21 protein-coding genes and 6 pseudogenes are annotated in these 24002 nt (G+C 58.9%); 8 read left to right on the top strand and 19 right to left on the bottom strand.

Annotated elements, in window-relative coordinates:
- Positions 1 to 719 (bottom strand): hypothetical protein (locus tag QW868_RS14850; RefSeq protein ID WP_316230837.1); only part of this gene is annotated, 719 nt, incomplete at its 3' end.
- Between the two features lie 374 nt (positions 720 to 1093).
- Positions 1094 to 1306, bottom strand: coding sequence for a hypothetical protein (locus QW868_RS14855; RefSeq protein WP_315792699.1), 213 nt, complete (start codon positions 1304 to 1306; stop codon positions 1094 to 1096).
- Between the two features lie 119 nt (positions 1307 to 1425).
- Here QW868_RS14855 and QW868_RS14860 point away from each other — a divergent pair, with 119 nt between their 5' ends.
- Positions 1426 to 1656, top strand: a complete 231-nt coding sequence (locus QW868_RS14860; protein ID WP_315792701.1) for a hypothetical protein — start codon at positions 1426 to 1428, stop codon at positions 1654 to 1656.
- Positions 1657 to 1853: 197 nt separating this feature from the next.
- Here QW868_RS14860 and QW868_RS14865 read toward each other — a convergent pair whose 3' ends face one another.
- The 4 genes and pseudogenes from QW868_RS14865 to QW868_RS14880 all read right to left on the bottom strand — a co-directional run bounded on the left by QW868_RS14865 (position 1854) and on the right by QW868_RS14880 (position 7507).
- The gene (locus tag QW868_RS14865) at positions 1854 to 2546 is read right to left on the bottom strand and encodes a TOPRIM nucleotidyl transferase/hydrolase domain-containing protein (RefSeq protein ID WP_315792730.1); all 693 of its coding nucleotides are present in this window, start codon (positions 2544 to 2546) and stop codon (positions 1854 to 1856) included.
- A 111-nt stretch (positions 2547 to 2657) separates the two neighbouring features.
- Positions 2658 to 3911, bottom strand: a pseudogene (locus QW868_RS14870) (AAA family ATPase); the annotation flags it as partial.
- A gap of 90 nt (positions 3912 to 4001) precedes the next feature.
- A pseudogene (locus QW868_RS14875) lies at positions 4002 to 5143 on the bottom strand (IS3 family transposase).
- A 303-nt stretch (positions 5144 to 5446) separates the two neighbouring features.
- Positions 5447 to 7507 (bottom strand): DUF3363 domain-containing protein, encoded by a 2061-nt coding sequence (locus tag QW868_RS14880; RefSeq protein WP_316219435.1) that lies wholly within the window; start codon positions 7505 to 7507, stop codon positions 5447 to 5449.
- An 87-nt stretch (positions 7508 to 7594) separates the two neighbouring features.
- On the opposite strand from QW868_RS14880, the gene QW868_RS14885 reads away from it, so the two are divergent.
- From QW868_RS14885 to tnpC, 4 genes and pseudogenes are all read left to right on the top strand, one after another.
- The gene (locus tag QW868_RS14885; RefSeq protein ID WP_316230838.1) at positions 7595 to 8113 is read left to right on the top strand and encodes a hypothetical protein; all 519 of its coding nucleotides are present in this window, start codon (positions 7595 to 7597) and stop codon (positions 8111 to 8113) included.
- Entirely contained in the window at positions 8007 to 8849 is an 843-nt protein-coding gene (tnpA, locus tag QW868_RS14890) for an IS66 family insertion sequence element accessory protein TnpA (protein WP_410051299.1), read from the top strand. The genes QW868_RS14885 and tnpA overlap by 107 nt, the downstream gene beginning before the upstream one ends.
- On the top strand, positions 8846 to 9199 hold the full coding sequence (gene tnpB, locus QW868_RS14895) for an IS66 family insertion sequence element accessory protein TnpB (protein WP_315792707.1): 354 nt from the start codon (positions 8846 to 8848) through the stop codon (positions 9197 to 9199). The genes tnpA and tnpB (QW868_RS14895) overlap by 4 nt, the downstream gene beginning before the upstream one ends.
- A 69-nt stretch (positions 9200 to 9268) precedes the next feature.
- Positions 9269 to 10750: pseudogene (tnpC, locus tag QW868_RS14900) on the top strand (IS66 family transposase).
- Positions 10751 to 11210: 460 nt separating this feature from the next.
- Here tnpC and QW868_RS14905 read toward each other — a convergent pair.
- Positions 11211 to 11450 (bottom strand): annotated as a pseudogene (locus QW868_RS14905) (transposase domain-containing protein); the annotation flags it as partial.
- Positions 11451 to 11470: 20 nt separating this feature from the next.
- Between QW868_RS14905 and QW868_RS14910 the strand changes: the two are divergent.
- Both QW868_RS14910 and tnpB (QW868_RS14915) read left to right on the top strand, forming a co-directional pair.
- Positions 11471 to 11716, top strand: a complete 246-nt coding sequence (locus QW868_RS14910; RefSeq protein WP_315792732.1) for a hypothetical protein — start codon at positions 11471 to 11473, stop codon at positions 11714 to 11716.
- A gap of 24 nt (positions 11717 to 11740) precedes the next feature.
- Positions 11741 to 12067 (top strand): IS66 family insertion sequence element accessory protein TnpB, encoded by a 327-nt coding sequence (gene tnpB / locus QW868_RS14915; protein WP_409998464.1) that lies wholly within the window; start codon positions 11741 to 11743, stop codon positions 12065 to 12067.
- A 319-nt stretch (positions 12068 to 12386) separates the two neighbouring features.
- Here the strand turns inward: tnpB (QW868_RS14915) and QW868_RS33565 are convergent.
- The 11 genes and pseudogenes from QW868_RS33565 to QW868_RS14970 form a co-directional block, all read right to left on the bottom strand.
- Positions 12387 to 12518 (bottom strand): annotated as a pseudogene (locus QW868_RS33565) (IS110 family transposase); the annotation flags it as partial.
- Positions 12519 to 12667: 149 nt separating this feature from the next.
- A complete protein-coding gene (locus tag QW868_RS14925) occupies positions 12668 to 12811 on the bottom strand; it encodes a hypothetical protein (protein WP_315792709.1) in 144 nt (47 codons plus the stop codon).
- 60 nt (positions 12812 to 12871) lie between these two features.
- Positions 12872 to 14023 carry an MFS transporter gene (locus tag QW868_RS14930; RefSeq protein ID WP_315792711.1) on the bottom strand — a complete coding sequence of 384 codons (1152 nt, stop codon included), beginning with the start codon at positions 14021 to 14023 and terminating at the stop codon, positions 12872 to 12874.
- Entirely contained in the window at positions 14020 to 15558 is a 1539-nt protein-coding gene (locus QW868_RS14935; protein ID WP_315792713.1) for a nucleotidyltransferase family protein, read from the bottom strand. The genes QW868_RS14930 and QW868_RS14935 overlap by 4 nt, the downstream gene beginning before the upstream one ends.
- Before the next feature lie 72 nt (positions 15559 to 15630).
- Complete coding sequence (locus tag QW868_RS14940; protein WP_315792715.1) at positions 15631 to 16731, bottom strand: iron-containing alcohol dehydrogenase; 1101 nt, start codon at positions 16729 to 16731, stop codon at positions 15631 to 15633.
- Complete coding sequence (gene aepY, locus QW868_RS14945) at positions 16728 to 17858, bottom strand: phosphonopyruvate decarboxylase (protein WP_315792716.1); 1131 nt, start codon at positions 17856 to 17858, stop codon at positions 16728 to 16730. The genes QW868_RS14940 and aepY overlap by 4 nt, the downstream gene beginning before the upstream one ends.
- On the bottom strand, positions 17849 to 19204 hold the full coding sequence (gene aepX / locus QW868_RS14950) for a phosphoenolpyruvate mutase (RefSeq protein WP_315792718.1): 1356 nt from the start codon (positions 19202 to 19204) through the stop codon (positions 17849 to 17851). The genes aepY and aepX overlap by 10 nt, the downstream gene beginning before the upstream one ends.
- Positions 19205 to 19732: 528 nt before the next feature.
- Positions 19733 to 19972: a hypothetical protein gene (locus tag QW868_RS14955; RefSeq protein ID WP_316230840.1), complete on the bottom strand. Its 240-nt coding sequence runs from the start codon at positions 19970 to 19972 to the stop codon at positions 19733 to 19735.
- A gap of 163 nt (positions 19973 to 20135) precedes the next feature.
- The gene (locus QW868_RS14960) at positions 20136 to 20717 is read right to left on the bottom strand and encodes a strawberry notch-like NTP hydrolase domain-containing protein (RefSeq protein ID WP_315792722.1); all 582 of its coding nucleotides are present in this window, start codon (positions 20715 to 20717) and stop codon (positions 20136 to 20138) included.
- Positions 20609 to 20866, bottom strand: coding sequence for a hypothetical protein (locus QW868_RS14965; protein ID WP_315792736.1), 258 nt, complete (start codon positions 20864 to 20866; stop codon positions 20609 to 20611). The genes QW868_RS14960 and QW868_RS14965 overlap by 109 nt, the downstream gene beginning before the upstream one ends.
- A 424-nt stretch (positions 20867 to 21290) precedes the next feature.
- Positions 21291 to 22115, bottom strand: coding sequence for a DUF3102 domain-containing protein (locus QW868_RS14970; protein WP_315792724.1), 825 nt, complete (start codon positions 22113 to 22115; stop codon positions 21291 to 21293).
- A gap of 518 nt (positions 22116 to 22633) precedes the next feature.
- Between QW868_RS14970 and QW868_RS33570 the strand changes: the two are divergent.
- Positions 22634 to 22699 (top strand): annotated as a pseudogene (locus QW868_RS33570) (biotin/lipoyl-binding protein); the annotation flags it as partial.
- 706 nt (positions 22700 to 23405) lie between these two features.
- On the opposite strand, the gene QW868_RS14975 reads toward QW868_RS33570, so the two are convergent.
- Positions 23406 to 23765, bottom strand: a complete 360-nt coding sequence (locus QW868_RS14975; protein ID WP_315792726.1) for a hypothetical protein — start codon at positions 23763 to 23765, stop codon at positions 23406 to 23408.
- Positions 23766 to 24002: the final 237 nt, after the last annotated feature.

The raw sequence follows: 24002 nt of genomic DNA on the forward strand, positions 1-24002 counted from the left end.
ATAACGACGTCTTTGTCGGCAGCAATCTTGATCTCGGCAAGCTGAACAGCATTCTTTGTTTCTTCCAGCTTGCTGGCGAGCTCGTCGCGCTCCTTCTCCACGTCTTTCAACGCTTCAGTTACTGCAAGCTTGCGCTCCACCTCGCCTGCATCGAGTTTGGCTTTGAGCTCCTGAATAACGACGTCTTTGTCGGCAGCAATCTTGATCTCGGCAAGCTGAACAGCATTCTTTGTTTCTTCCAGCTTGCTGGCTAGCTCGTCCCGCTCCTTCTCCACGTCTTTCAACGCTTCAGTTACTGCAAGCTTGCGCTCCACCTCGCCTGCATCGAGTTTGGCCTTGAGCTCCTGAATAATGACGTCTTTGTCGGCAGCGATCTTGATCTCGGCAAGCTGAACAGCATTTTTTGTCTCCTCCAGTTTACTGGCGAGCTCGTCGCGCTCCTTCTCCACCTCTTTCAATGCTTCGTTTACTGCAAGCTTGCGCTCTAACTCGCCTGCATCGAGCTTGGCCTTGAGCTCCTGAATAACAACATCTTTGTCGGCAGCAATCTTGGTCTTGGCAAGCTGAACAGCATTCAGTTTGTCTTGCTCGGCCAGTTCAAGGCGCTCGTGCAATTGCTGCTCGAACTCGCTGTCACGCACTTGCTTGAGAATATCAGCATAGCCTGCCTCATCAATCTTGAACGCCTTTGAACAATGAGGGCAGATAATCTCTCGCATTTTGCTATCCTAGGGCGACAAGGCTTGTGATTTTTCTACCGTCCGCTTGCCATTACGGCCTGAACTGCGATTTGAGCTAGAGCTATCTATGGCAAAAAGTCAGGCTCGTCCGAAAACGAGCGTGACTCGGGCAGCTAGCCCGCGCTGCGATAGGCCTTGCCTGATTGGGAGAATTGCGAATCAGCGCTACGCAATCTGGATTCAGAGCAGCAAACGGACCGGACGTGGAGTCATTTTTCCGCATCTCGGCGGCTTTTCCTCAGGCACGCCATGCCGCAGTAAGGTAGGTCACCTCGAAGGTAGTTACCGAGCTGGCCGATAATCCGTGAGTGTCGGAATGGCGGTTTAGCGGAGGCTCTACCATGAGCGACCACCTAGGACGCGAGGCCGCTGCGCTCGCGCCTCCATGGTCTGCAGCCTGTGCGCTCGCCGATCAGCACATCGACCCTGTTGAGGACCAATTGCAAATCCGCCTCAGTCAGGGCCGTGGAGCGATTGGCCTGAAGCGCAGCGATATCCCGGCGCAGACGAGCAACGACCTTGCGCGCGTGCTCGGTCTCCGCACGGACGGAGCTCAAATCCGCCATGCTCTAATCCTCCCATTTCTGGATTGCAGCAATAGAACATACAGAGAACGAAGAGTCCAGGCCCTTGCCGGCCCGTGGCCTGCGATCAGATGCTGGCGGGCCCCCCCTCGGAGAGCGCCATGCTCGAATACCTCAACCGCACCCAGTTGCTCCTTAAGGTCCGCGCAAAGCTTGAAGAGGAAGGTTTGGACCCGGAAGGCTTTGTAGTTGCGCCAAGCTGCGAACCCAGCGCAGAGGAAGGCGGCTGGACAATCCTTTCCACCTTGGACTTACGCCTTCCGCCTCACGAGCAACGAATGGTCATGTCGGTAAAGTCCGATCTTGGCAGAAGGCATCGCCTAAAGATCTAACCCATCACCAGCGCAGAGAGAGATTTCAAAATCAACTCCGAAGTTTTGCCAGCACCCAAATGCAAAAGTAAAATTAACGGGTGTACGTGCACCCACCGGGTGGTCTTGCGCTCTCCGTCCCGGCGACCTCACCGATGTCGCGGTGTCTTTAAGCGCGGGGGAGGGACCTCATACGGAATGGTTTGCGCCGTTAGGCACTATGCATCTAGAAAAGCATCAACATGGCTTTCATCCACCTTTGCACCCGTCTCAGACCTTGACTTAGTACGCAACGATACAACTCGGCTGACTATGCCAGCCAAAATAGCGGACTTGGCTCCTTTTTTCGCAGCAGTCGTCAGCACCTCTATCATTATTGCCGGCACTTTGATTGCATCCTCATTTTTCACGAGACCGTACCGCAACTTCACTGCACCGAGTTCTTCTTGATAGGTTTGATTTCCCATTTCCGCTTTCAGTACATCCTCAAGCACATTCTCAAAGCAGGCATATGAGTCCGCAACAACGGTAGCCGGGCTAAAGACAGAGCCAGCGTCTACACCGCTAAGTATCTGCAGGGCTCTATTTTGGTCCTGGTGATCGCCCTTGTCGCAATCCCATACTGCGAACGTCGGAATTTTCAGCTCCTTGAAGATTGCCAACGGCCTATCGAGATTCGTCTTTCCGTCGACAGGCAAAATGGCAATCCCGAGCGCCTCTAAATCGATACCTTCAAGGGCGGCGGCAGCTATGATCGCCGCGCGGTCACTTACCCCCTCGACAAGAACGACAGCGCCAGCAAAAAACCCTTCAGCAATTTCGGAGTTAATAATATGCAGACGGGCCTTCAGGCTTGCGGCCGTGAATGTTCCAGGAGCCTTGCCGTAAGCAACTTCGAGGCGCGAAGCCACTGTCGAAAGCTGGGAGGAGGTCAGAATGCACTCCTTTTGAGCACTACCTGCAATAGGGCTACGGCGCGCGAGACAAACTTCCTCAAATCGATCCATCGAAACGAAGAGTGACGAGTGAGTCGCGAAGAGAATCTGTGTCTGCCTTGCAACTCCCAATAACTTACCGGAGCTAAGCTGCGTTAGCACTTTCGCGAAGTGACGCTGCTTGGTTGGATGCTGATACAGTTCTGGCTCCTCAATTGCGAGGATAAGGCCCGGCAGAGTATAAGAACCAGGGGACTGCTCTGCAGGCGCCTCTGCGCTCTGTGGTTATTCGCCGGCTTCGCTTACTGGCGCGGTCGCAGATGCCGTTTCCGCCTCAGCCGACGTCGCTTTAGCTAGGTGCTGAAGTAGCGTGAGAATGAATGCCCGTTGGAGGCCGTGCCCCTTTTTATCAACGGGACCTTCAAAACCGTCGTCATCCAATAAGACTTCGGCCGAAGGCAAGGGGATGATGAAGTCCTGTGCTGGCCGCCAATTCAAATTCACCGCAGCCTCAGGATAGAAGACCTGGAGGGTGTCAGTAAGCTCATCGGAAAGGTGCCCCAATTCGTGGAGTCTCCCCGGGTCCGTTAGTTCCTTATATTCGGCCGTTATTTTACCTTGGAATTCCTGGATTTCCTTCCGCCTCTGAATGGCACTCTTCACCACCAGTTCCAAAAGTTTCGCAATCACAGCACCTCGGGCATCGAGCGCATCAGCAGACGCGTCGCGGACCGCTGGAATGAATACGAAGCTCGTTGCCTTCTGAAGGGCACCCTTGGCTACGTTCGTAAATCCAAAGAACTGACCATCGTCTCTTAGAAGTTCGCACTCTGCGATGTGACTTTCTTCATATTCTTCGAGAGCCGGCCAAATTTGCTCTGCCTTGCTTATACTCGGCAAACTAGCAAACGAACCTCCTTTCTCACGAACTGCCTTGTATTCGGCTCGTTGCTGAGTCGCACTGCTCGCTGCTCGTATAGCGGCAAAGTCCGGGTGTTGCGCGGTTACGCCAAAGTAGCGTCCATTCCCCTTTCCGCCGCTCGCCTCGAAAATACGAACAACTGTCATTTCATCGTTGTGAATCCGCTCCCGAAATATATCTTTCTCCACCTCGTTAAATGCAGTGAAGGTCAACTCGATCTCAATGGGCTCATTCACTTGACGACCAAAGAAATCGTCCAGTTCAACAGTCGATGATGGGCTGTAGAATTTTTCTATAGCTCGAAGCACAGTCGACTTGCCGGCTCCGTTCCCGCCGACAATCGCTGTTTGCGATCCAAGTTCGAGCGTAATGTCTCTGATACTACGGAAATTCCGCACACGAACGCGTTTTAGAATCATATAGTTGGCCGCAAATCTGTTTCGAAAAGTGAGGTGGTCCCGGTTGTCTGAACAGATTTTCCGCGTCGATAAGTGGAGCCTCTGCCGGGGTTAGGCCGCCGCGCGGAGCGGTGGGAGATCGAAGTAGGCTTGATCCGGGGTGCGGTCGTCAAGACTCGAATGTGGACGGCGGCCATTGTAGAAGTCGAGATACCGACCGATCGAGCTTCTTGCCTCACCGACGGTTTCGTAGGCTCGCAAATACACCTCCTCGTATTTGACGCTCTTCCACAGTCTCTCAACGAACACGTTGTCCCGCCATGCTCCTTTGCCATCCATGCTGATGGCGATGCCGTTGTCGGCGAGCACGCCGGTGAAGGACGCGCCAGTGAACTGCGAGCCCTGGTCGGTGTTGAAGATGTCCGGCTTGCCGTGGCGCGCGAGAGCATCCTCCTATGTCTCGACGCAGAAGGACGCCTCCATCGTAATCGACAATCGCCAGGACAGAACACGACGCGTCGCCCAATCGAGTACAGCGGCGAGATAGACGAAGCCGTGGGCCATAGGGATATAGGTGATGTCCATGGCCCAGACCTGGTTCGGTCGCGTGATCTCCAGGTCGCGCAGCAGATACGGATAGATCTTGTGGCCGGGTTCAGGCTTCGTCGTGCGCGGCCGGCGATAGAGCGCCTCTATCCCCATCCGCCGCATCAGCGTCTTCACGTGCCGGCGGCCGACCTTGCACCCCCGCAAGGCCAGCAGGCCTCGCAACATACGCGAGCCGGCGAAGGGGTATTCCAGGTGCAGCCGATCGATTTGCTGCATGATCTCGAGATCGGCGGGCGATACCGGGCGGGGCAGATAATAGACGCTTCCCCGGCTGATCTTCAAAACCTCTGCCTGCTTGGTGATCGACAGATCGTGCTCACGGTCGATCATCGCTTTGCGCTCAGCAATCCCGCCTTGGTGAGCGCGCCTTCTAAAAAATCGTTCTCCAGCGTCAGCTCCCCGATCTTGGCATGGAGCGCCTTCACATCGATCGCGGGGATGACCGGCGCTCCGCCTCCCGATCCGAAAACCTCGGAAGCGCTGCCCTCAAGCTGCGATTTCCACGCTGTGATCTGATTGGGATGAACGTCGAAATGCTCGGCCAGCTGGGCGATCGTCCGATCGCCCTTGATGGCGGCCAGCGCCACCTTCGCCTTGAAGGCCGGTGAGTGGTTCCGGCGCGGTCGAAACACGAACGCTTTCATCCCGTGAGGGAGTGATGACCCCGGCCAGGATGGCGGCGCCGCCGCTGACGAACTGCCGGCGCCGATCGGCTGGGCCGCCGGGAAAGATCGAACGACTCGTGGTATAGGCAGAATCAGCCTGAGACATGGCTTGCTCCATGTTGAGGGTTAGGCTCGTGCAGGTGTCTTCAGCACCTGTGCGGGCCGCTTGCCTGGCCTGTAGCGGCCAGTGTCGCGAATCGAATCACGGCCGAGTCATTGCGTCAATGGATACGCGTGACTTTCAGCAGGACGCAGGAATCGTTTGCCGACGAAACTCCGGGATTAGAGGCTTAACCCCCTGTTCCTTCCCAACGTCCACTCGATGCCACCATCGTCCCGCTGAAGACCGCTGATATGCTGCCCGATGCGCTTCTCGAAGAGAGGCTGCCAAGGCACCAACTGGAAGCCAAGTCCGTTTTCGATCATGGCGAAGCGTCCGCTGACGAGGCTCGTGACGCCAGCGAGGCGCCCACTGACATACTCGCCGGCATTTGCTGGCATGTAGGTCAGGCCGCGCTCTCTTGCCATCTGATGGCCGACACGCTCGACCTCCTGTCGCTGCAAGGTTGCCACAGTGCCGACGGGGATGTGGATGTTGCGATCCTTTGCTGTTGCATGGCCCATCTCTACCAGCCGCTGGGCGCGACGACTGAGGGCGTTGTTGACCTCGCGGCCAAATCCGCTGTCAGCAATCGCCATCCGCTCGCGGGCGATCAGTTCCCGGTCGAGCCAGCTCGCGCCATGACTGCCGATCTGTTTCTCGAGATTGAGGGTCGAGAGGGTCCGAACCCTGAGCCCATCGCCGCCCTGACTGAGATCATACGCCTGTCCACGTTCGACGATGTCCTTGGGGACCTTCCAATGATCGGCATCGATCCGTTCGACATGGCCGGCCCGGCGCAGGGCTTCCAGGCGGCGGACATGGGAGCGCACATAAGCCTCGGGGTCCTTGCCCTGGCGCTCAAAGCTGTCGCGGATGCGTTCCAGGTGCCGGTCCGGCCGGTAGACTCCGTCGTGTTCCACCGCATTGGCGGCGATGTTGCGATCCGCCACCCTTGGACCGGAAACGACTGGGGCGGCTTCGACAATCATGTCTCGGCTCACCTCTTCGATCCTGCTGGCATCCTTGAACTCGATGTGATGGACCCGGCCATCGATGCCGTCGACCACCAGGTGGACCCGCTCGCCCATCTCGTCCCCGGCCAAGCCCTTGGCCAAGACCCGGCCCACCACCTTCTCCCCGGCTCCCTCGCCATGAAGGGCGTATTGGCCAACGCCGCGCTCCTCGGCGAGGCCGTTGGCGGTGAGCGCGCGGTGGATGGACTTGATGACCTCATTGCGCTCGCCAAGTGCCGTCAGGGTTTGCTCGGCGCGATCCGAGATGGTCCATCGTCCCGGCTCGGCTTCAGTGGCGAGACCATAGCGTTCCAGGTGCTTGACCCGGCCGATCATAAGGTTGCGATGTTCGTGCACGAGCCAGGTCGCTCCTTCTCCTGCTCGAAGGTCGATCACTCCCTGCTCCCGCTGCTCGCTCAGCAGCATCTTGTCGAGCCGGGTCAGCCGCTCTGCCTCGACTTCGTTTTGCAGCTTGGCTTGGAGTTCGATTTCACTCTGGTGACCAAGCTCCCGCGTGACGAGCTCGCCGGCGCGATGGCGGATGCCGTGGGCGATGTAGTCCCCGGCGATGTTGAGGATCCTGCCGTCATCGAGGACACCGCGGACGATGACGTGGGTGTGGGGATGGCCGGTGTTGTGATGGTCGACCGCGATCCAGTCGAGCCGCGTGGCGAGATCCTGTTCCATCTGACGCATGAGCTCGCGGGTGAAGCTGCGAAGGTCACCCATTTCGGCGGAATCCTCCGGCGCGACGATGAAGCGAAACTGATGGCGATCGTCCCGGCCGCGCTCCACGAAGGCCTTGCCGTCGGCCTCGTTCTCGAAGGCGGAATAGGCCTTGCCCTTTTCACCGTCCCGCGTCACCCCATCCCGCTCGAGGTAACGGAGATGGGCGTCCACGGCTCGGCTCATGGCTGCGCGCGTCTTGGGCCCCCGGACACCTTTCCCTTGCGGATTGAGCCGGACCACCCTCGCCTTGACCACCACACGACGCGCACGGAAGCGGCCCGCGGAATCTCGTTGCCAGCCGCCGCTCCCGCCTTCTCTCGAAAACGATGCAACGACCTTCGCGCCCCGGCCGCGCGCATTGAACCGGCCTGTCCTTCCTCCCTCCCACCCTCCCCCGGATGCCGCGCCAGGACCAATACGGCGAGGATCGCCACCCGCCTTACGAACCGCGATCTGGACCTGCTTCAGAAACGGCTGGGTGCGCGGATTGATACGCACTCCAGCGCTGCGTGACCGTCCAGGCCTGACCCTAAAATTCTCGCTCTCGTCTCTCGCCATAGAGAGACGATTGCCATCGAAACGAGCATGCGCAAGCGCTACGCGTATCGATCGCATCAAATCGCACTCGCGCGCATGCTGGCGAAGAAACAGCGGGGCTCCCCCTCGACGCACATTGCGGGAGCCATCGCCTGGAGAATTGAAACTAACGAGGAAATTTCCGAGAATGGACGCCTCGCCAACTTGCAGCGTGTCGTTCAGACGGCGCCGCAAGGTGCAAAAACCAATGTGCAGACAAGCCTTTGCGACCCGACGGAGCCAGCGAACGCCAGTTCGCTTTATCTTGCAGTCGACCGTCGGCAGGTAAGCGTCCGGTCTCTGCACATCTTCCCCCTCGTGTGTTGTCGTTTCATTTCGGGTTCTCTGCCGCTGTGGAGAATCTCCGGTGGGATGCAAACATTTCGAGAACAGAGCGCGCCGCGAATGGTGGTCGCTGCACATCGAAGCATGGCGTCGGAGCGGTCTCGGGATCCGCAAATACTGCCAGCAACAACGTCTGACCGAGAACACATTGCGGCGATGGCTGAAGCGGCTGGCCGGCAATGAGACTGCGCTTAAGCTCGAGAAATATCAGACGGAATTGCGCCGCGAGCGCGCCCGGGAAGAGCGGGAAAAGGCGCTTCGAAAGCAGAAGCAGCGCAGGTTCACGGTCACTTCGGATGTGCGCAATCGGGCCTCGCAGGCGTTCTGGGCGATGCATGTCGAGGCGCTGAACTGGAGCGGAATGGAGCTCCGCGCCTACGCTGCGGCGATGCAGCTGTCGCCACATTCGCTGCGCAAATGGCGCGACCGACTGGCCACCGGCGAGGTCACGATCGACTGGCGCGCCCATCTTCATCCCTCCGCCCATCCCGCCGTTAGCACTAGTGCTAGGAACTCGCAGCCCGAACGCCGCTTGACAGCCGCCGAAATCGGCGATCCGGCCGCGCCCAAGGCACCGGCCGGGCGCTTCTTCAGCGACGAGGAGAAGCTCGCAATTGCCAGGGAAACCGAGCTACCAGGCGCCAAAGTCTCCGTCGTCGCGCGCAAGCATGGGATTGTCACCGGGCTGCTGTTCCGCTGGCGCGCGCAGTTCGGCATCGCGCAAAAGAAGTGCTCCAAGCTCGCCCGTGTTGTGCTGCCCGACGACATGCCCGCCGCACGCGCCCTGCGCGATCTCGTGCGTCCACCGGAGGGCATGATGGCCGTCGACCTCCATGATGGACGGCGTGTCTTCGCTCCCGCCGGCAGCGATCCGGATGCGGTGCGGGCGCAGATCGAAAGCGGAGATGCAGCGCAATGATGTTCGTTCCTGCAGGCGTGAAGGTGCACCTGGCGCTCGGATACACCGACATGCGCAAGGGCGTGGACGGCCTTGCAATGCTGGTCCAGGACACGCTGAAGAAAGATCCGTTCTCCGGTCATCTGTTTGCCTTCCGCGGCAAGAAGGCATCGATCCTGAAGGTCCTGTTCTGGGACGGCAACGGGCTGTGCCTGTTCACCAAACGCATCGACCAGGGCGGCTTCGTGTGGCCGGTGATGGCGGGCTATGATGGCTCGATCACGCTCACGCCGGCGCAGCTCGCGATGCTGATCGAAGGCATCGACTGGCGCGCGCCAGAACGCGTATGGAAGCCTGCAATTGCAGGATGATCTGCGAAAAACGGTGCTGAACTGAGTTGCGATTCTTCTACGAATCAGCGTGTTCGAGTACCATCGGACATGCAGCTCAATCTCACCAATCACCCCTCCGATCCTGAGCTTCTGCAGCGCCTGGTGCGCGACATTGCTGCTGCGATCGACCATCGCGACACCGAGATCGAGCGTCTCAAGTCCATCATCAAACAGCTGCAGCGAATGCAGTTCGGCCGCAGCTCCGAGCGCATCGATCCCGACCAGCTTGCGCTCGGTCTTGAGGACTTTGACAGCGACATCGGCCGCGTCGAGGAAGCGCAACCGAGGCTCGCTTCGGAAACCAAAGCGCCACCGCGACGTCGCACGGTGCCAGATCACCTGCAGAGAGAAGAGGTTCTCCTCGACGTCGACAGCAGACTCTGCAGCTGCTGTGGCGATGCTCTTCATCTGATCGGCGAGAGCGTCAGCGAGATGCTGGATTGGGGTCCCGGCGCAGCTTCGCGCGTGCGCACTACCCGTCCGAAATACGCCTGCCGAGCCTGCAACAAGGTCGTGCAAGCCGGCGCGCCGGAGCGGTTGATCGCTGGCGGCTGGCGACACCCGCGCGGCTCGCGCACGTGTTGATCAGCAAGTACTGCGATCACTTGCCGCTCTATCGGCAGTCGCAAATCTTCGACTGGCGGCGCATGCTGGTGGCTCGAGGCCTTGCACGAACGGCTGTGCAAGAACGTGTTCGCCTCCAACCATCTCTTTGCCGATGACACGCCGATCCCCGTGCTTGATCCTGGCCGCGGACGAACCAAGGCGGGGCGGCTTTGGGTCTGCGCACGCGAACAGCGACCATGGAGCGGACCCGAACCTCCGGCCGCCATCTACCTGTTCGCACCCGACCGCAAGGCCGAGCGACCGGTCGCACATCTTGCTGCCTTCAAGGGCATCCTGCATGTCGACGGATACGCTGGCTTCGAGCAGCTGGCCGACAAAGAGGGCATCACGCTCGCAGCTTGTTGGAGCCACTCGCGACGCAAGTTCTACGATGTGGCCGAAGCCACGGCGTCTCCCGTGGCGACAGAAGCCCTGCGCCGGATCGGTGAACTCTATGCCATCGAGGCGCGCATCCGCGGCCAATCGCCTGACTACCGTCTTGCCGAGCGCAGGACGTTCTCCAAGCCGATCGTCGACGCGCTGAACGTCTGGCTCGATGCCCCGCTCCGCCTGGTCTCTGGCCGCAGCACGCTCGCTGAAGCGATCCGCTACGCGCTCTCGCGTTGGCACGGACTGACGCGCTTCCTGAACGATGGCCGCGTCGAGCTCGATACCAATCCGGTCGAACGCGCGATCCGTCCTGTCACGCTTGGCCGCAAGAACCACCTGTTCGCCGGCAGCGATGGTGGCGGACATCGTTGGGCGGTCATCAGCTCGCTGATCACGACCTGCAAGCTGAATGAGGTCGAGCCCTACGGCTATCTGCGGGACGTCCTGCAGCGGATGATCGACGGATACCCCGTCAACCGCCTCGATGAATTGCTGCCGTGGAGCTGGAAGCTGACTAATCATGTCAAGACCTGAGGCATGTGCAACGGCCGGACGCTTACGTCGGCAGGTCGGCAGGTAACCGTCCGGTCTCTGCACACCTTCCCCCTCGTCTGTTGTCGTAAGCGTCCGAACCTTGCACGTCTTTTCGGTAGGACATTGTCGCTCCATTTCGGGTTCTCTGCTGCTGTGGAGAATCTGCGGTGGGGTCCAAACATTTCGAGAACAAAGCGCGCCGCGAATGGTGGTCGCTGCACATCGAAGCATGGTGTCGCAGCGGTCTCGGATCCGCAAATACTGCCAGCAACAACGGCTGACCGAGAAAACTCTGCGGCGATGGCTGAAGCGCCTGGCTGGCAACGAGACTGCGCTTAACCTCGAGAAATATGAGACGGAATTGCGCCACGAGCGCGCCCGGGAAGAGCGAGAAAAGGCGTACGCATCCGGTGAAGACCACAGGCTGAGGGCTTCTTGGCTTGAGCGCTGACCGGCTCGATCAGGCGGCTGCCGATGTTTTGGCGGCTTGCCAGCTCCAGGGCAGCAGATCGGCGAGCTTGCTGGCCGGATGATCGGGCAGCCTGGCAAGGACGTCGGCAAGCCAGGCTTGCGGGTCGACGTTGTTGAGCTTGGCGGTCTGGATCAGCGTGTAGATGGCGGCGGCGCGGCGACCGCCTTCGTCGGAGCCGGCGAAGGTCCAGTTCCGGGGAAACGGAGCTACCAGGCGCCAAGGTCTCTGCCGTCACGCGCAAGCATGGGATTGTCACCGGGCTGCTGTTCCGCTGGCGGGCGCAGTTCGGCATCGCGCAAAAGAAGCGCTCCAAGCTCGCCCGTGTTGTGCTGGCTGACGACATGTTCGCCGCACGCGCCCTGCGCGATCTCGTGCGTCCACCGGAGGGCATGATGGCCATCGACCTTGGTAATGGACTGCGTGTCTTTGCTCCCGCCGGCAGCGATCCGGACGCCGTGCGAGCGCAGATCGACAGTGATGAGGCCGCACAATGATGTTCGTTCCTTGCAAGCAGGAAGGTGCACCTGGCGCTTGGCTACACCGACATGCGGAAAGGCATGGACGGGCTCGCGATGCTGGTGCAGGACACGTTGAAGAAGGATCCGTTCTCCGGCCATCTGTTTGCCCTCCGCGGCAAAACGGCATCGATCCTGAAGATCCTGTTCTGGGACGGGAACGGGCTGTGCCTGTTCACGAAACGCATCGATCAGTGCGGCTTCGTGTGGCCGGTGATGGCAGGCTATGACGGCTCGATTACGCTCACACCGGCGCAGCTCGCGATGCTGATCGAAGGCATCGATTGGCGCGCGCCAGAGCGTGTGTGGAAGCCTGCAATGGCAGGGTGATCTGCAAAATGTAGTGCTGAACTCAGTTGCGATTCTTCTGCGAATCAGCGTGTTCGAGTACCACCGGACATGCAGCTCGATCTCACCAATCACCCCTCCGATCCTGAGCTTCTGCAGCGCCTGGTGCGCGACATTGCTGCTGCGATCGACCATCGCGACATCGAGATCGAGCGTCTCAAGTCCATCATCAAACAGCTGCAGCGAATGCGGTTCGACCGCAGCTCCGAGCGCACCGATCCCCGACCAGCTTGCACTCGGTCTGGAGGATCTCGACAGCGACATTGGCCGCGTCGAGGAAGCACAACCGCAGGTCACACCGGAACCCGCCGCGGCCGACGCGGTTGAGCCGGATGCCGACCGCCCGCAACGAGTGCCGGATCGCGTTCCCAAGATCGAGAAATTTGTGCTTGAGATTGCGGCGATGCGTCAGCAGCAGCCGTCGCCCATAGCACACCGAGATAGCATGTGACTTCGAGGCCCGCGAGCGGCCGCTCGCTAGTTTCGTTGCGGAGTAGCGAATCGTAGCGGTCCGATCCTAAAACCTCGGGATGAACTATGGATCCGGAGGCGGCCACTCTAACCGTCGAACGCGACTTGATTTCACCTGCCGTTACCTTCCATTTTTCGTCGAGCAAAAACGGTCAGGAAGAACACTTGGATCTCGAGATCACGTTGCTGTTTCAGCAACCAGTCGAAATGCGCGGGGATGGATTTGACCGAAAGCGCCGCACCGATAACGGGCACTTAATTATATGCAGGCATCGCTGAATCCCTTTCGAGGGTCAGCAGCTCGTCGTCAATCGGCTAAATAGGCTCAGGCATAATCATGCGGCGCCAGATGTCGGCTAGCGGCACCTGAAGAGCGATAGGAACGGCGGCAATGCCTGCAGCAGCGAGCAGGAAGATATCGAGACCTATAAACGGAAGCAGACTGATGAACAGCGGTGCGACGCCGGTCCCAAGATCGAGCAACGCGTGGCTTGCAGAGAGATCGTTCAAAGAGTCGTTTCGAGTGGCGAGCACCGATCCACTTGGGCCAAACGCGGCAAAACCGACGATAATGAGAGTACTCCCTAGTACATACCAATTCTCGACGAGAGCTAAAAGTCCAACTACAACGCTGACAGCAACCCCGACGATCACAGGCTTCGGGCCCACTCGATCTATCAACGGCCCTGCCAAGGGAGGAATCAAGATAAACGCGAACTGGCGCAAGCCGAGGGTAACCCCTGCCCATGCAACGGCCTCTTTCGCTCCAAGCGCCTGCTCGAGAGCAATTGGCAAGGCTACAACGAAAGCCGTCGTCGAAAATCCAATACACAAGAACGTCGCCGTCGTTCCGTTTAATCGCGGCAAAAGTGCGTGACGTTCGGATACTACGGCACGAGTTGGACGTAGAAGTGGAAGCAAACCAAAGCCGATTGCCGCCCATACGCCGAACAAATAAAACGTACCCTCTAAACCAAATCGATCTATAAGCCACCCGCTTGAGAAGAGCGCAAGCGTGGGAATGATCGGTCCGACTCCGATCTTTATGCCGAACCGAGTCCCACGTTTGGTGTCGCTCTCCGCTATAACGAGAGTCCCAGCAAGCATGAGCATCCCGTATGCCAGTCCCCAAAGTATGCGCATAAGAACAAAAGCCCAATCGTTTCCTGTCGCGCCGTAGCCTATCGTGGCTACGACTGTCAAAAGAACAGCGACGGCTAGACTATTCCGCGCACCTAGTTTGCGAACCAGCGCTCCGATCGGCATATATGCAATCATGCGGATGAGCCTATTAGCCGCCAGCGCCATGCCGACGGTGATCGCAGATACACCAAGCTTGTCGTAATAAACCGGCAAAACAGCATAAAGAACAGCGTCACCTGGCATGCACAGGCCGGTAACCAGCCCCGAAATGATGGCTGATCGAGCAGGCAATCCCACGCGCGGCAGCCGCGACCAACGGATCATCTGACGACTCCGTCGCCAACAGCGGACGATGTCACGATATCTGGCGTCTGGGGAACTCGCCGACGAGGTAGAACCGCAACCTGCTTCTTCGTAAAGCGGCCGGATCCGTCGGGCGCACTGTACGCGGCCGCACAGAGCACCAAGTCCGCTGCCCAGACCTCGCCAGGCCCCACGATAGCGTCCAGCAGTCGCGTCGGAACGAAGATCTCGATATCCAAATCACCCTCCGGTGTGCGTCCCTGTCGACACGAGACCGAGACAGGTGGCTCGGGCGGTGAGAGCGGATCCAGGCCAAAAGTACGCATGAAAATGCTCTCTGCGTGCCAAACTATCTCGCAGCCGCGGCCAGGCGGGGGCGCAGAGAAACGACATTCAAACAAACGGACTGTAAGGCTCCCGCGAGCGCACAATACGTGGTTTGCGGCATCGATATGCAAGCAGAAGCGAACCCCATCTTCTGACGCGCGGAGCGCGACATGGGCACTGACAGGTGTCTCAGCGAACATCGGTTGCCAAGGTTCTTCTACGATCTTCAAGGTGGGATCACAAACTCGTTGAGTTTCGGCCCGCTGGAACGCCGTCCAAACCGGTCCGGCCTGGGTTTCGAAGATGAGAGGCCATCCTATGTCGGGTAACGCTTCTACATCTTGTGATGTTACGAGACGCCATACGGGATGTGCCGGATCGGCCGACTTGTCAGCAAGTCGCATGAGAAGACCAAGGACGGACCGGACAGCTGCGGAGGCGCCCAGTTGCCTTTGTAAAGCGGCGACGCGGTCCCAAAACGTCGGCTGCCGCACTCGACCGATAATCATTAGAAGATCTAGGATATCTCGCGGAGAAACGAGCAAACCGCCGATAAAATCTTTCTTTTTATCAACGCAAAAGAACAAAAATTGAAGCTCATCAGAGGGGAGCTTTATTTTGCCGGGAATTTCTGGCCGTTCTGCTGCGTGGTCGAGGAAAACATCAGTCGCCTCGTCCACCAATCCATCCACTCGGTAATGAATTTCAATGCAATAGTCGATCTCGCCATCAATGCGATGATAATTGCCGAGCAGTCGGTCCGTGAGTTTGGCAACGGGGCATGGCGGACGCTCTCGACTCACCAACGTCTCCCCCGCGTAAAGCAGCTCCTGCGTATAACCGCGGGACATAATTAGTTCGTGAACAACGTCAAGATCCTTCGGATGAACAATCATGTCGATATCGCCTATAGAGCGCACATGCGCATCTCCATAGGCCATCACAGACAGGCCATGCCCCTTCAGAAGCGCAAACCGGATATGACGATCCGAGAGCAATTCGGCCAAGGCCTGCGCTTCTGCGAGCAACGCGCGCGAATTGTGATCATGTTGGCGCAGAACACCTGCGGCGGTCTCCGCAACGGCAGCAGATATCTCTCCGCCAGCGGCACGCATGACTATCGGTAGAAGCTTGTGTTGCGTCAGAAAAGGAACTAGGCGCTCCGGAGCGGCGTCCAAAAGCGCCTTGAGCGATCTCCCGCTGCCACCGGCAAGTCCGTAGTCGAGCACGAAAGCCCTGCTAAGTTCACATAGGTCTGCATCTCCAGAGCAATACGCACCTTCCCTCATTCTTCAAACCTTTCACGTCTCGTTCGATTTCACTGCGGCTCGCACGAAAGCTACCTCAGATATCGGTGTTGGATGGTTGCTCAGCCGATCTGGGTCACCACGCCGCCATATGTCGGCCGCGGAAGGAAATTCGGGCCCGCAGCCGGCAATCGAATGCGCGAGTCCGGCGTCTCGCAAAATTCTTCTTATTCCGCACCGCAGGTCGCTGAGACCGCTCGTCCCGGCCGCACGGCAGATCGCTTCAATAGCGTACCGGAGACGACGGTCATTCTCCGCCTCTTCATCGACATGATGCAGGATAATTCCCATCATGAGGCCGACCGCATGCCCGTGAGCAATTCCGAACGTCGTGGTGAGCCAATAGGAATAGGCATGAGCTGCCGTGGTTTTGCTGATGTTGATGGCCTGCCCTGCGAGATGAGCTCCCTTCAAGAGCGCTGCTCGACTATTGCTGGATGTAAGTGCAGGCCTGCTACTCACTATCGGCCATAGAAGTGAAATTGACTTGAGAGCCAATGCCCGGCTCACGGAGGTCGCGTTGCGCGACCAGCAGGCCTCGATCCCGTGGCAGAGAGCATCCAGCGCGCTTTCGGCGAGTTGCCGGCCCGCCAGACTTGCCAGGACTGCTGGCTCCAGGCAGGCGAGAGCCGGCCGCAAGCTCGGATGAGCCAACGAACGCTTTTTTTCGCCGTGATAGATCGACGCGAAATGTGTCGCCTCGCTCCCGGATCCAGCCGTCGTGGGAACGGCGATCAGCGGCAGCGCCGAAAACCGAGGCTGCACGCTTCCGTCCAGTAGGCTGCGACACAAATCGGGTTGGGGGAGAAATAGCGCAATAGCTTTCGCGAAGTCGATGGCGCTGCCGCCGCCAACCGCAACGACACAATCCGGGCGTCTCTCCGCGGCGTCAGAAAGAGCAGCCTCTACCTGGCTCAGTGTCGGGTTGGCACCATGGAAGGGGACATGCCCAACGGACTGCAGCCCCTGCAGTGCCGACTCAACGACCGAAAGTCGACCAGCAGAGCGGCTGCAGATAACAAGAGGACGGCGGCCCCCAAGTTCATGCAAGCTGACGGAGAGATCCTTCAAGGGGACGACGAGTGGCAAGGTCACTGCCCCATACCCTGCTCGAATTCCCGCAGGAGACTGCAGGGCGATTCAGGTGGTCGCGGATGTACGGGATCGCCTTCTGAAGCAATCCAGACATCGAGAAAATGCGGGCCAGCATTGTCCGCAATGCCATCGAGCGCAGCATGCAAGCCGCCAGCCGATCCGACCTGTCTGGCAGTCACGAAGCCGGCGGCGCGCGCCATTGTCGAGAGATCTACCATGCGGGCAACCGTAGGCGTCCCGCCGACTGAGGCATGGCATCCGTTATTTAGTACGACGTATATGAGACCGCTCGGCTTTCGAGCGCCGGCAATGGCTACGCTGCCCAGATGCATCAGGGCGCCGCCGTCTCCCTCGATGCACCAGACGGAGCGATTCGGTCGGCTATCGCATATGCCGACGGAAAGCGCCACGGTATGACCCATACCGCCAATGAGCGGAAAAAACGGACCCTTCTTGTTATCCCGCCGCAAGCTATGAACGGCGCGCGAGAGATAACCAGTGCCAGAGATGGTGATATCGCCCGGTCGTTGAGCCGCCATGATGACGCGCAACGCTGCATCGCGCGTCAACGCGTATAATGCTGCAATACCCTCCGCTCGATTCGACTGGTCATCATCCAGGCACCCGGGCGGGACCAATAATGCTCTCGGCTCCTTTGTTGCACGCGCCTCCTTGATCACCTGGCTGCACGCGGCCGTGATAGTCTCGCTGTCTCCTGATAAAGTGAGAGATGGAATTCCGCATGCCTGAAGGATCCGCTTAGTTGCCCTACCGGTCGGACCGTGTTGCAGCTCATCCTTGCAGCCGGGCATCCCGCGCCAGCCGATGACCACCACAAGTGGAATCGCAAAAACTTCCGAGTTTACGAGCGATAACAGAGGATTGACCGCGTTGCCCAAGCCGGAGTTTTGCATGTAGACGACAGGAACGCGACCAGTTGCCAGAAAATGTCCTGCAGCAGCGGCGACCGCTCCGCCTTCGTTCGCCGCGACGTGGTGTCTCTCGTCGCCAACAACCTCGGTGAGTGCATGGCAGAATGGCTTCAGAACAGAGTCGGGAACGCCAAAGAAATGAGTTACGCCGGCCCCCTCGAAAGCCGCCAGTATTTGCATGCCACTTACGGCCATTTTGGCGCCCCGGCCAAAGACAATACGGCATCGAGCGACAGGAGATTCGCGCTATCTGCATCGGCGCACCGATTCATGAGCAGGGTCATCGCCGCTTGTCGCATGGCCGGCACCGCCGCACGTAGGAGATGATTCGCATAAATGACGACCGAAATTCCATGGTCGATTAGCTCTTCCTCCCTTACGCTACCGTACGTCGACGGGACGACGACGAGCGGCGCGGCATGCCCCCGTCTGTGATAGCTCTCGGCAAATGAGAACACCTCATCCGCTGTCTTCTGGTTGCTATGGATCAGTATTGCGTCCGCACCGGCATCAACGTATGCTCCGGCTCTTGCAAGGGCAGCGCTCATTCCCTCTTTTGTAATCAGACTTTCGATTCGGGCGATAATCATAAAGTTCAACCCCGCCTGAGCCGACTTGCCAACCGAGATCTTCCGGGCGAACCCTTCGATGTCGTCCTGCTGCTGATGACCGCCCGCCTCGCTGAGAGAGTTTCGCTTTAGACCAACCTTGTCCTCGATGGTCACCGCAGAAACACCTAGGCGCTCGAGACTGCGCACGAGAAACGGGAACTGATCCAGATTTCCACCGCTATTGGCATCATAGAGGATCGGCTTGGTCGTCGCCTCCACGATCTCCGAAAGCGTGGCGAGCCGCGTCGACGTATCGACCACGTCGGTATCGGGCTTCCTCCGATTCGTCGCATCAGTCAGACTACTCATCCACATGGCGTCAAACCCCAGAGTGCGAGATCCGTCGAATACAGTCGTGTCCTCGACTATTCTCGCCGATACGCCGCTGTGGCACTCCAAAACACGCACCAGCGAGGACGCGCCGATCAGGCGCCGCAGGCGACGCTGACGGTCGACTGGAGCCGCGCCATCCTTGCTGATCGACTCGATCAGGCGGGTCGATGAAATTCCGTTGGTATATGGCACCTCGACTAGCTGCCCTCCCCATTCCCGCAACACTTCGATAACGCGACCGCGCGTCACCACCTGGACACCGGATGCCCAATCGTCACCATGAACCACGAAACTCGGCCTCAGGCGCCGGAGATTATCGGTATAGTCAAGAGTCGCCTGAGGCACGGCCTCATCGACAAGCCGCAAGTTCCGGACGATCTCCATACGCTGTTCGAACGGAAGGTGAGGAACGCGTTTGTAACTTGCGACTGCTTCATCAGTAAGGACGCCAACTATTACTCGACCGAGCCGCGACGCGGCCTTCAACACGTTTAGATGCCCTTCGTGGATCAAATCCGCCGCCATCCCAACGTAGACCACATGGGCTTCCGCTGATTGTCCAGCCGATCCGACATCTTTCCGATACTCGTCCGACATTTCAGCAACCTCCGGGACGTTCTTGTCTTTGTAGTCGCGACTTAAAGCGATGGCAAGTTCATACCTCGCTTCTCTCCTGTTAGTTTGACCAACGCCTCGAGAGGACTTACTCAATGACTTTGCGTACTCGCTCCATGCATAGCCTAGATCCTTGCACGCCACAGACGATCGACAACCGCTCTATTCGTACGCGCGCTGTTGCACGCCCCCCCGGAGCCACTGGCCAGAGGCAGATCGCGCTAGCAACAATCCATGTCACGACGTCACGCTCCGCCGATGCAGCTTCGCCCGCACGGCGCGAACAGTTGGTATGATAGCTGCACCCGGTGCTGCCGGCATCCGATAACAACGGAATGCGCTTGAGATCATCCATGAAGGCGGCGGCTTCGACGAGATAGCTCAAACGACGCGGGTCTCGACCACAATCCGATCCTTGATTTGTAACATGCGCCGCAAGCACCCCAGGATCCTGGCCACCCTATCCGTGCCGACGCGCAGAACGATCGGGTCAGCGCACCAGCACGGGCGTCAGCGAAGCCAGCTCTCGATCATCTCATCATGCCGCGCCACGGCTTCCCGGCTCTCGACGGGCCGCCCGTCCCGCATAATTGGACGCGACAACAGATTAGCCTCGGGGTCCGTGAATAGCTCGCAGAGCTGCATCGGGAACGAGCGCGCAAGGAACACCAGCACTTGCACGCAGCGGGTGATGTCAACCTGCACATCATTCCATTCCTTGCTCGGCTTCTCAGCACTGCGCTGTTCCACCAAGGCCTCACCGATCGAGAAGATCTAGGCGGTAAGTCCTACCTTGAGATCCTGCACGATCGAACGGATCAGAGACGGCGCTTTTATCGATGTCAGGAGGCGGCCGAAAAAGCGCTGCTCGGCGGTTCGAACGCCGAGCGAGCGAGTGATCTAGCCTGGCCGTTCAGTATACCGATCTCTCCCGTAGTGTTGCCCCCCGTATCGCGGCCACGAAGTTGCTGTGAATCACCGCGAACGCCTCGGCGCAGGCATCAACAATGCAAATCTGTTCAGACGCAAGTTGATGCTCAAACAACTCGTATTCGTCCTCGCTTAAGTAAGACAATAGGCGCCCCATATAGAGCCCAAGCGCCTGGCGGTCGTGCGTCATCACCTCCACGGCCGCGACACCGCCGTCTTCGATCGCCTCAATGAACTCGACGCCGTCGCGAATGGCGGGTCGGCGTCGCCCAAAAGCCGAGGCGCGCTGGTTGTAGGCCAAATTCTGCACTGTAATCCCGCCAGTCGCTGGAACGTTGACGATCCGGGCGTCGGGCAGCGCATCCTGGAGCAGTCGCCCGCGGCCGATGCTGCGATCGCACCTGCTAACTGCGTTCGCTCCTACCGCCTGAGGCATTCTGCATCGCATTGCTCTTCTCAAGATGACGATCCCGTCGAAATCACGCCCACACCGATCGACGATCTGGCCGACGCGCGAACGTCTCCACCCGGCTCTTTCCCGGAGCCGATGAACGCGTCCGTCCACGACGGATCGTCCGGCGAGAAACTCAAGCCCTTGATCACCACGAGACGCCCGCCTACACCGAGCCGTGCCAGCACTGACCTGATGTGGCGCAGCGTCGTATTCGCCACACTCCGGTCCAAATTGGACACGACCGAGAATGGCGGGTTCATCAAGATGATCGTTCGATCTTGCCGCCGGAATGCGCGACCGCCACATTCAGGCACAGCAGATCGCGCGCTCGGCTCTCGGCCAGTTCGTTCAGCAGGCGTCATCCACGGCCAATTGCAGCGAAGATCGCGGACACCGATGCCTGCGAAAGCCTCCAATACGCGGTCCGAAAGTGTGATCCGTGCAGCTGCGGCCGTGGCGAAGGCGAGCGGGATCGACGTCGAGCACTGCTTCAGCGCCTTGGCTATCCAGAATCCGCCCCGTTTGGGTCGGAAATAGCGCTGCGATTTTCCTTCATGTTTACAGCATAACGAGAGGAGAATGGCCCCCTAACACGAAAGATGGCCTGCCATACTGGCTCAGGAACAGCACGCTTGCTGCCTCGTAGGCCTCATAGGCGCTTTCCAATCCGAGACGCCGTCGGTGTCATTGGCGCTGAACGACTGTTCCGTGACGTGACGTAGCAGTTTCGTCACGACGCGCCGGCTGCGGTCGAGCACTGCCAGCAGCAGTCGCGCGGTTTTGAGGATGGATTTCGCACGCGCGGCCGCGGCCGCCGCGGAGGGAAGCTTCTCCGACCGTCCGAAACTCTTGCTTGAGCTTCACAGCCAAGTCGGGATCACCTAGGACACTCTCACTCGTCAAGATTTCGCATATCCTGACGAAATCCGGTTTCGACAACTTATACGCGAGTAATTCTGCCAGCTCAGCGATGGGGGAGCCGTTTATCTTATCCCGAATCGGGGTATCATTGTGTCCTCGCTGGACGACCTCTTTCGTGGTAGCGCCCTTCTCGCTTTTGCTATTGAGGAACTCTCTCAACGCATGGCGAATGGCCGCGGCGCCGATCTGTTCCCCGGCTTCGATGCGATCCAGCACGTCAGCGACGAACTGGTCAGGCACACCATTAGATGAAAGCACGTAAATCGCAGACGCGGGCAAAAGCGCAACGGTTGCGCTTTTGCCCGCCGTCCAAAGCGCCGCGCGCATGTAAGCTTGTGCGGTACGGCAGGGGATACCAACCTCACCCTCGACCCAACGCAAGAAAGCGCCATGCGAGAGATGGCGCTTGGCTTCGAGCAACGCCTTACCAATCTGGATTATCGAACTGGCGCACTGGCGTCGGATACGGTCAGCTTGCCCACGCAGGAATTTTTCAACCGAAGGAGGCAGATCTCCATATTCGAATCTGGAATCGGAAACGATGAGGGACTTACTACCAACAGATATATCAGCAGCATTTCTAGACATTCCGCATCCCACGTTCTGCAAACTTTGAATCCAGAGAGGTCTCGTTGCAGAAGACACAAGTGTCGCACACTTTCGGTCTATGTCAACGTTAGGTTGATTTTGTACTAGCCCAGCCTTTCGTCTTTCGCATCATCCGTAGTCGCTTCTACATCTAAGCCTGTCCTGCACCGACGGGTCAAATTCGGGCTGTTCGGCTTTCTCAAATGATCGTGTGATCGGCTCGCATGCTTGCGCAGGAACGTTTCTCCCCGGCACGTTGTCATTCGTGTCGAACGCAATCACCGTTCAATATTTCCGCTCTGTAGATCAACTCGTGCGCTGAGTTGCAGTCGCGTATGAGGACGCCCGCGGGAACGCGACCGCTACGGTGCAGGCAGGCCTCCTTTCGCGATGAATGTCACCGCGCCGCACAGGCGTGACATCGCGATCTATCTGACCAGAATCGGCACGATCCAGGTCTACAACACTATCAACATGCAGAGTGGTGTCTTTGGGGAGGCCCTCCATATACTCCCCAACACGGGCAGGACGTCAAACGGGGCGACATTCTCGCCGTGATCGACCCGCGTCGGTTCCAGGCCTAGCTCAGTCAAGAGATGGCGACCCAGCAGAATTATCAAGCGCTGCTTGATGGCGCGCAGACCGACATTGACCGCCGCGACATGCTGATCCAAAAGGCAGCCGGGGCGTCCCGGCAGATCGTGGACCGGCAACATGCGCTGGTCGACCGATACAGGGCTCAGATCAGGGAACCACGACGCTCAGGTCGAATATACACGCAAGCAGCTCGACCTCACGAATGTACGCGCATCAACCAGCACGCGGCTTAGGATCCGCCAAGTCAGACAGGGCAATTTCGAGCGTTGCGTTCTGCCGACGATCATCGTCACCGTCTATCGAAGTTTGCGCGGATTGAGCGGTGGCAGGCTCCGCTCCTGATATCCCATCACGGCTTGTTTCGCGCCACGATGATCTCGTTCAATCTGGCTGACACCTTTTCGCTGCGCCGAGCAACTGAAGGTCATTCCGGAGCTTCGCGACGATCCTGAATTCCGAGGAAACACCTAACTGACCGCTGCCTCCGCACGGATCAGCACTGACGATCAGCAGACTGGTGGCTTGACCAAGATCTAAGTCCGATCCTAAAGACTTCGAAGGGGCAGTGTGCAGCAAAGCCTCCGCGCCGGTGCCATTGATCAGTTTATCGAGCGACAGCAGGATGGCCGCGCGGGCGCGGACTGCTCGGCCACGGTTGACACCCACAGCTCGACGCCCTCGCGCGCGAACTACTCACCCTCCCTTTGAGCGGCTGATGGTTGGCGTCTTTGTCGACCAGGATAATTGCAAGAAAGGTCGGCTCCGGCAAAGCCGAGCACGATGGCGTGGAATGGCGCCAGCGGACGCGCAATGGTCTCGCGGGACCGACAGGGAGAACTTCTCGGGCGCGTGCTGAGTGACGAACACCTGCGGCGGCGCCACGTCGAGCGTCTGGATGATGTCTTCGCCGATCGTCGGACGGCCTGCAGCCATCGCAAAAACACCAAGGTCCGCGGCATTGTCTGGGAGCAGAGCAACAGTCGTTGTAGCCATGCAGCCGAGCAAATCAAGGCGTTCGATGGCCTCGATCTCCAATTCGATGTGATAGCGCAACCGATAGTGCTATATTCAATTCGGTCATCCACGGATTCTGGGGCCTGCCGAGCTTTAAGCTCTCATGATCAAGGTCATTTCCTTGCCGGCTCGACCGGGCTCACCTGCTTTGCGTGCCAACCGCAGCTTCTGCGTTGGCCACTGAATCCCGGCATCGACAATACCCCCTGGTCACGGCTAAAATATCTGTAGACCGATTATGTCCAGCGCTCACGGAACGACAACTTAAGCGTACCG

The organism is Bradyrhizobium sp. SZCCHNR1051 (assembly GCF_032489615.1).
In the GTDB taxonomy this organism is placed as follows: domain Bacteria; phylum Pseudomonadota; class Alphaproteobacteria; order Rhizobiales; family Xanthobacteraceae; genus Bradyrhizobium.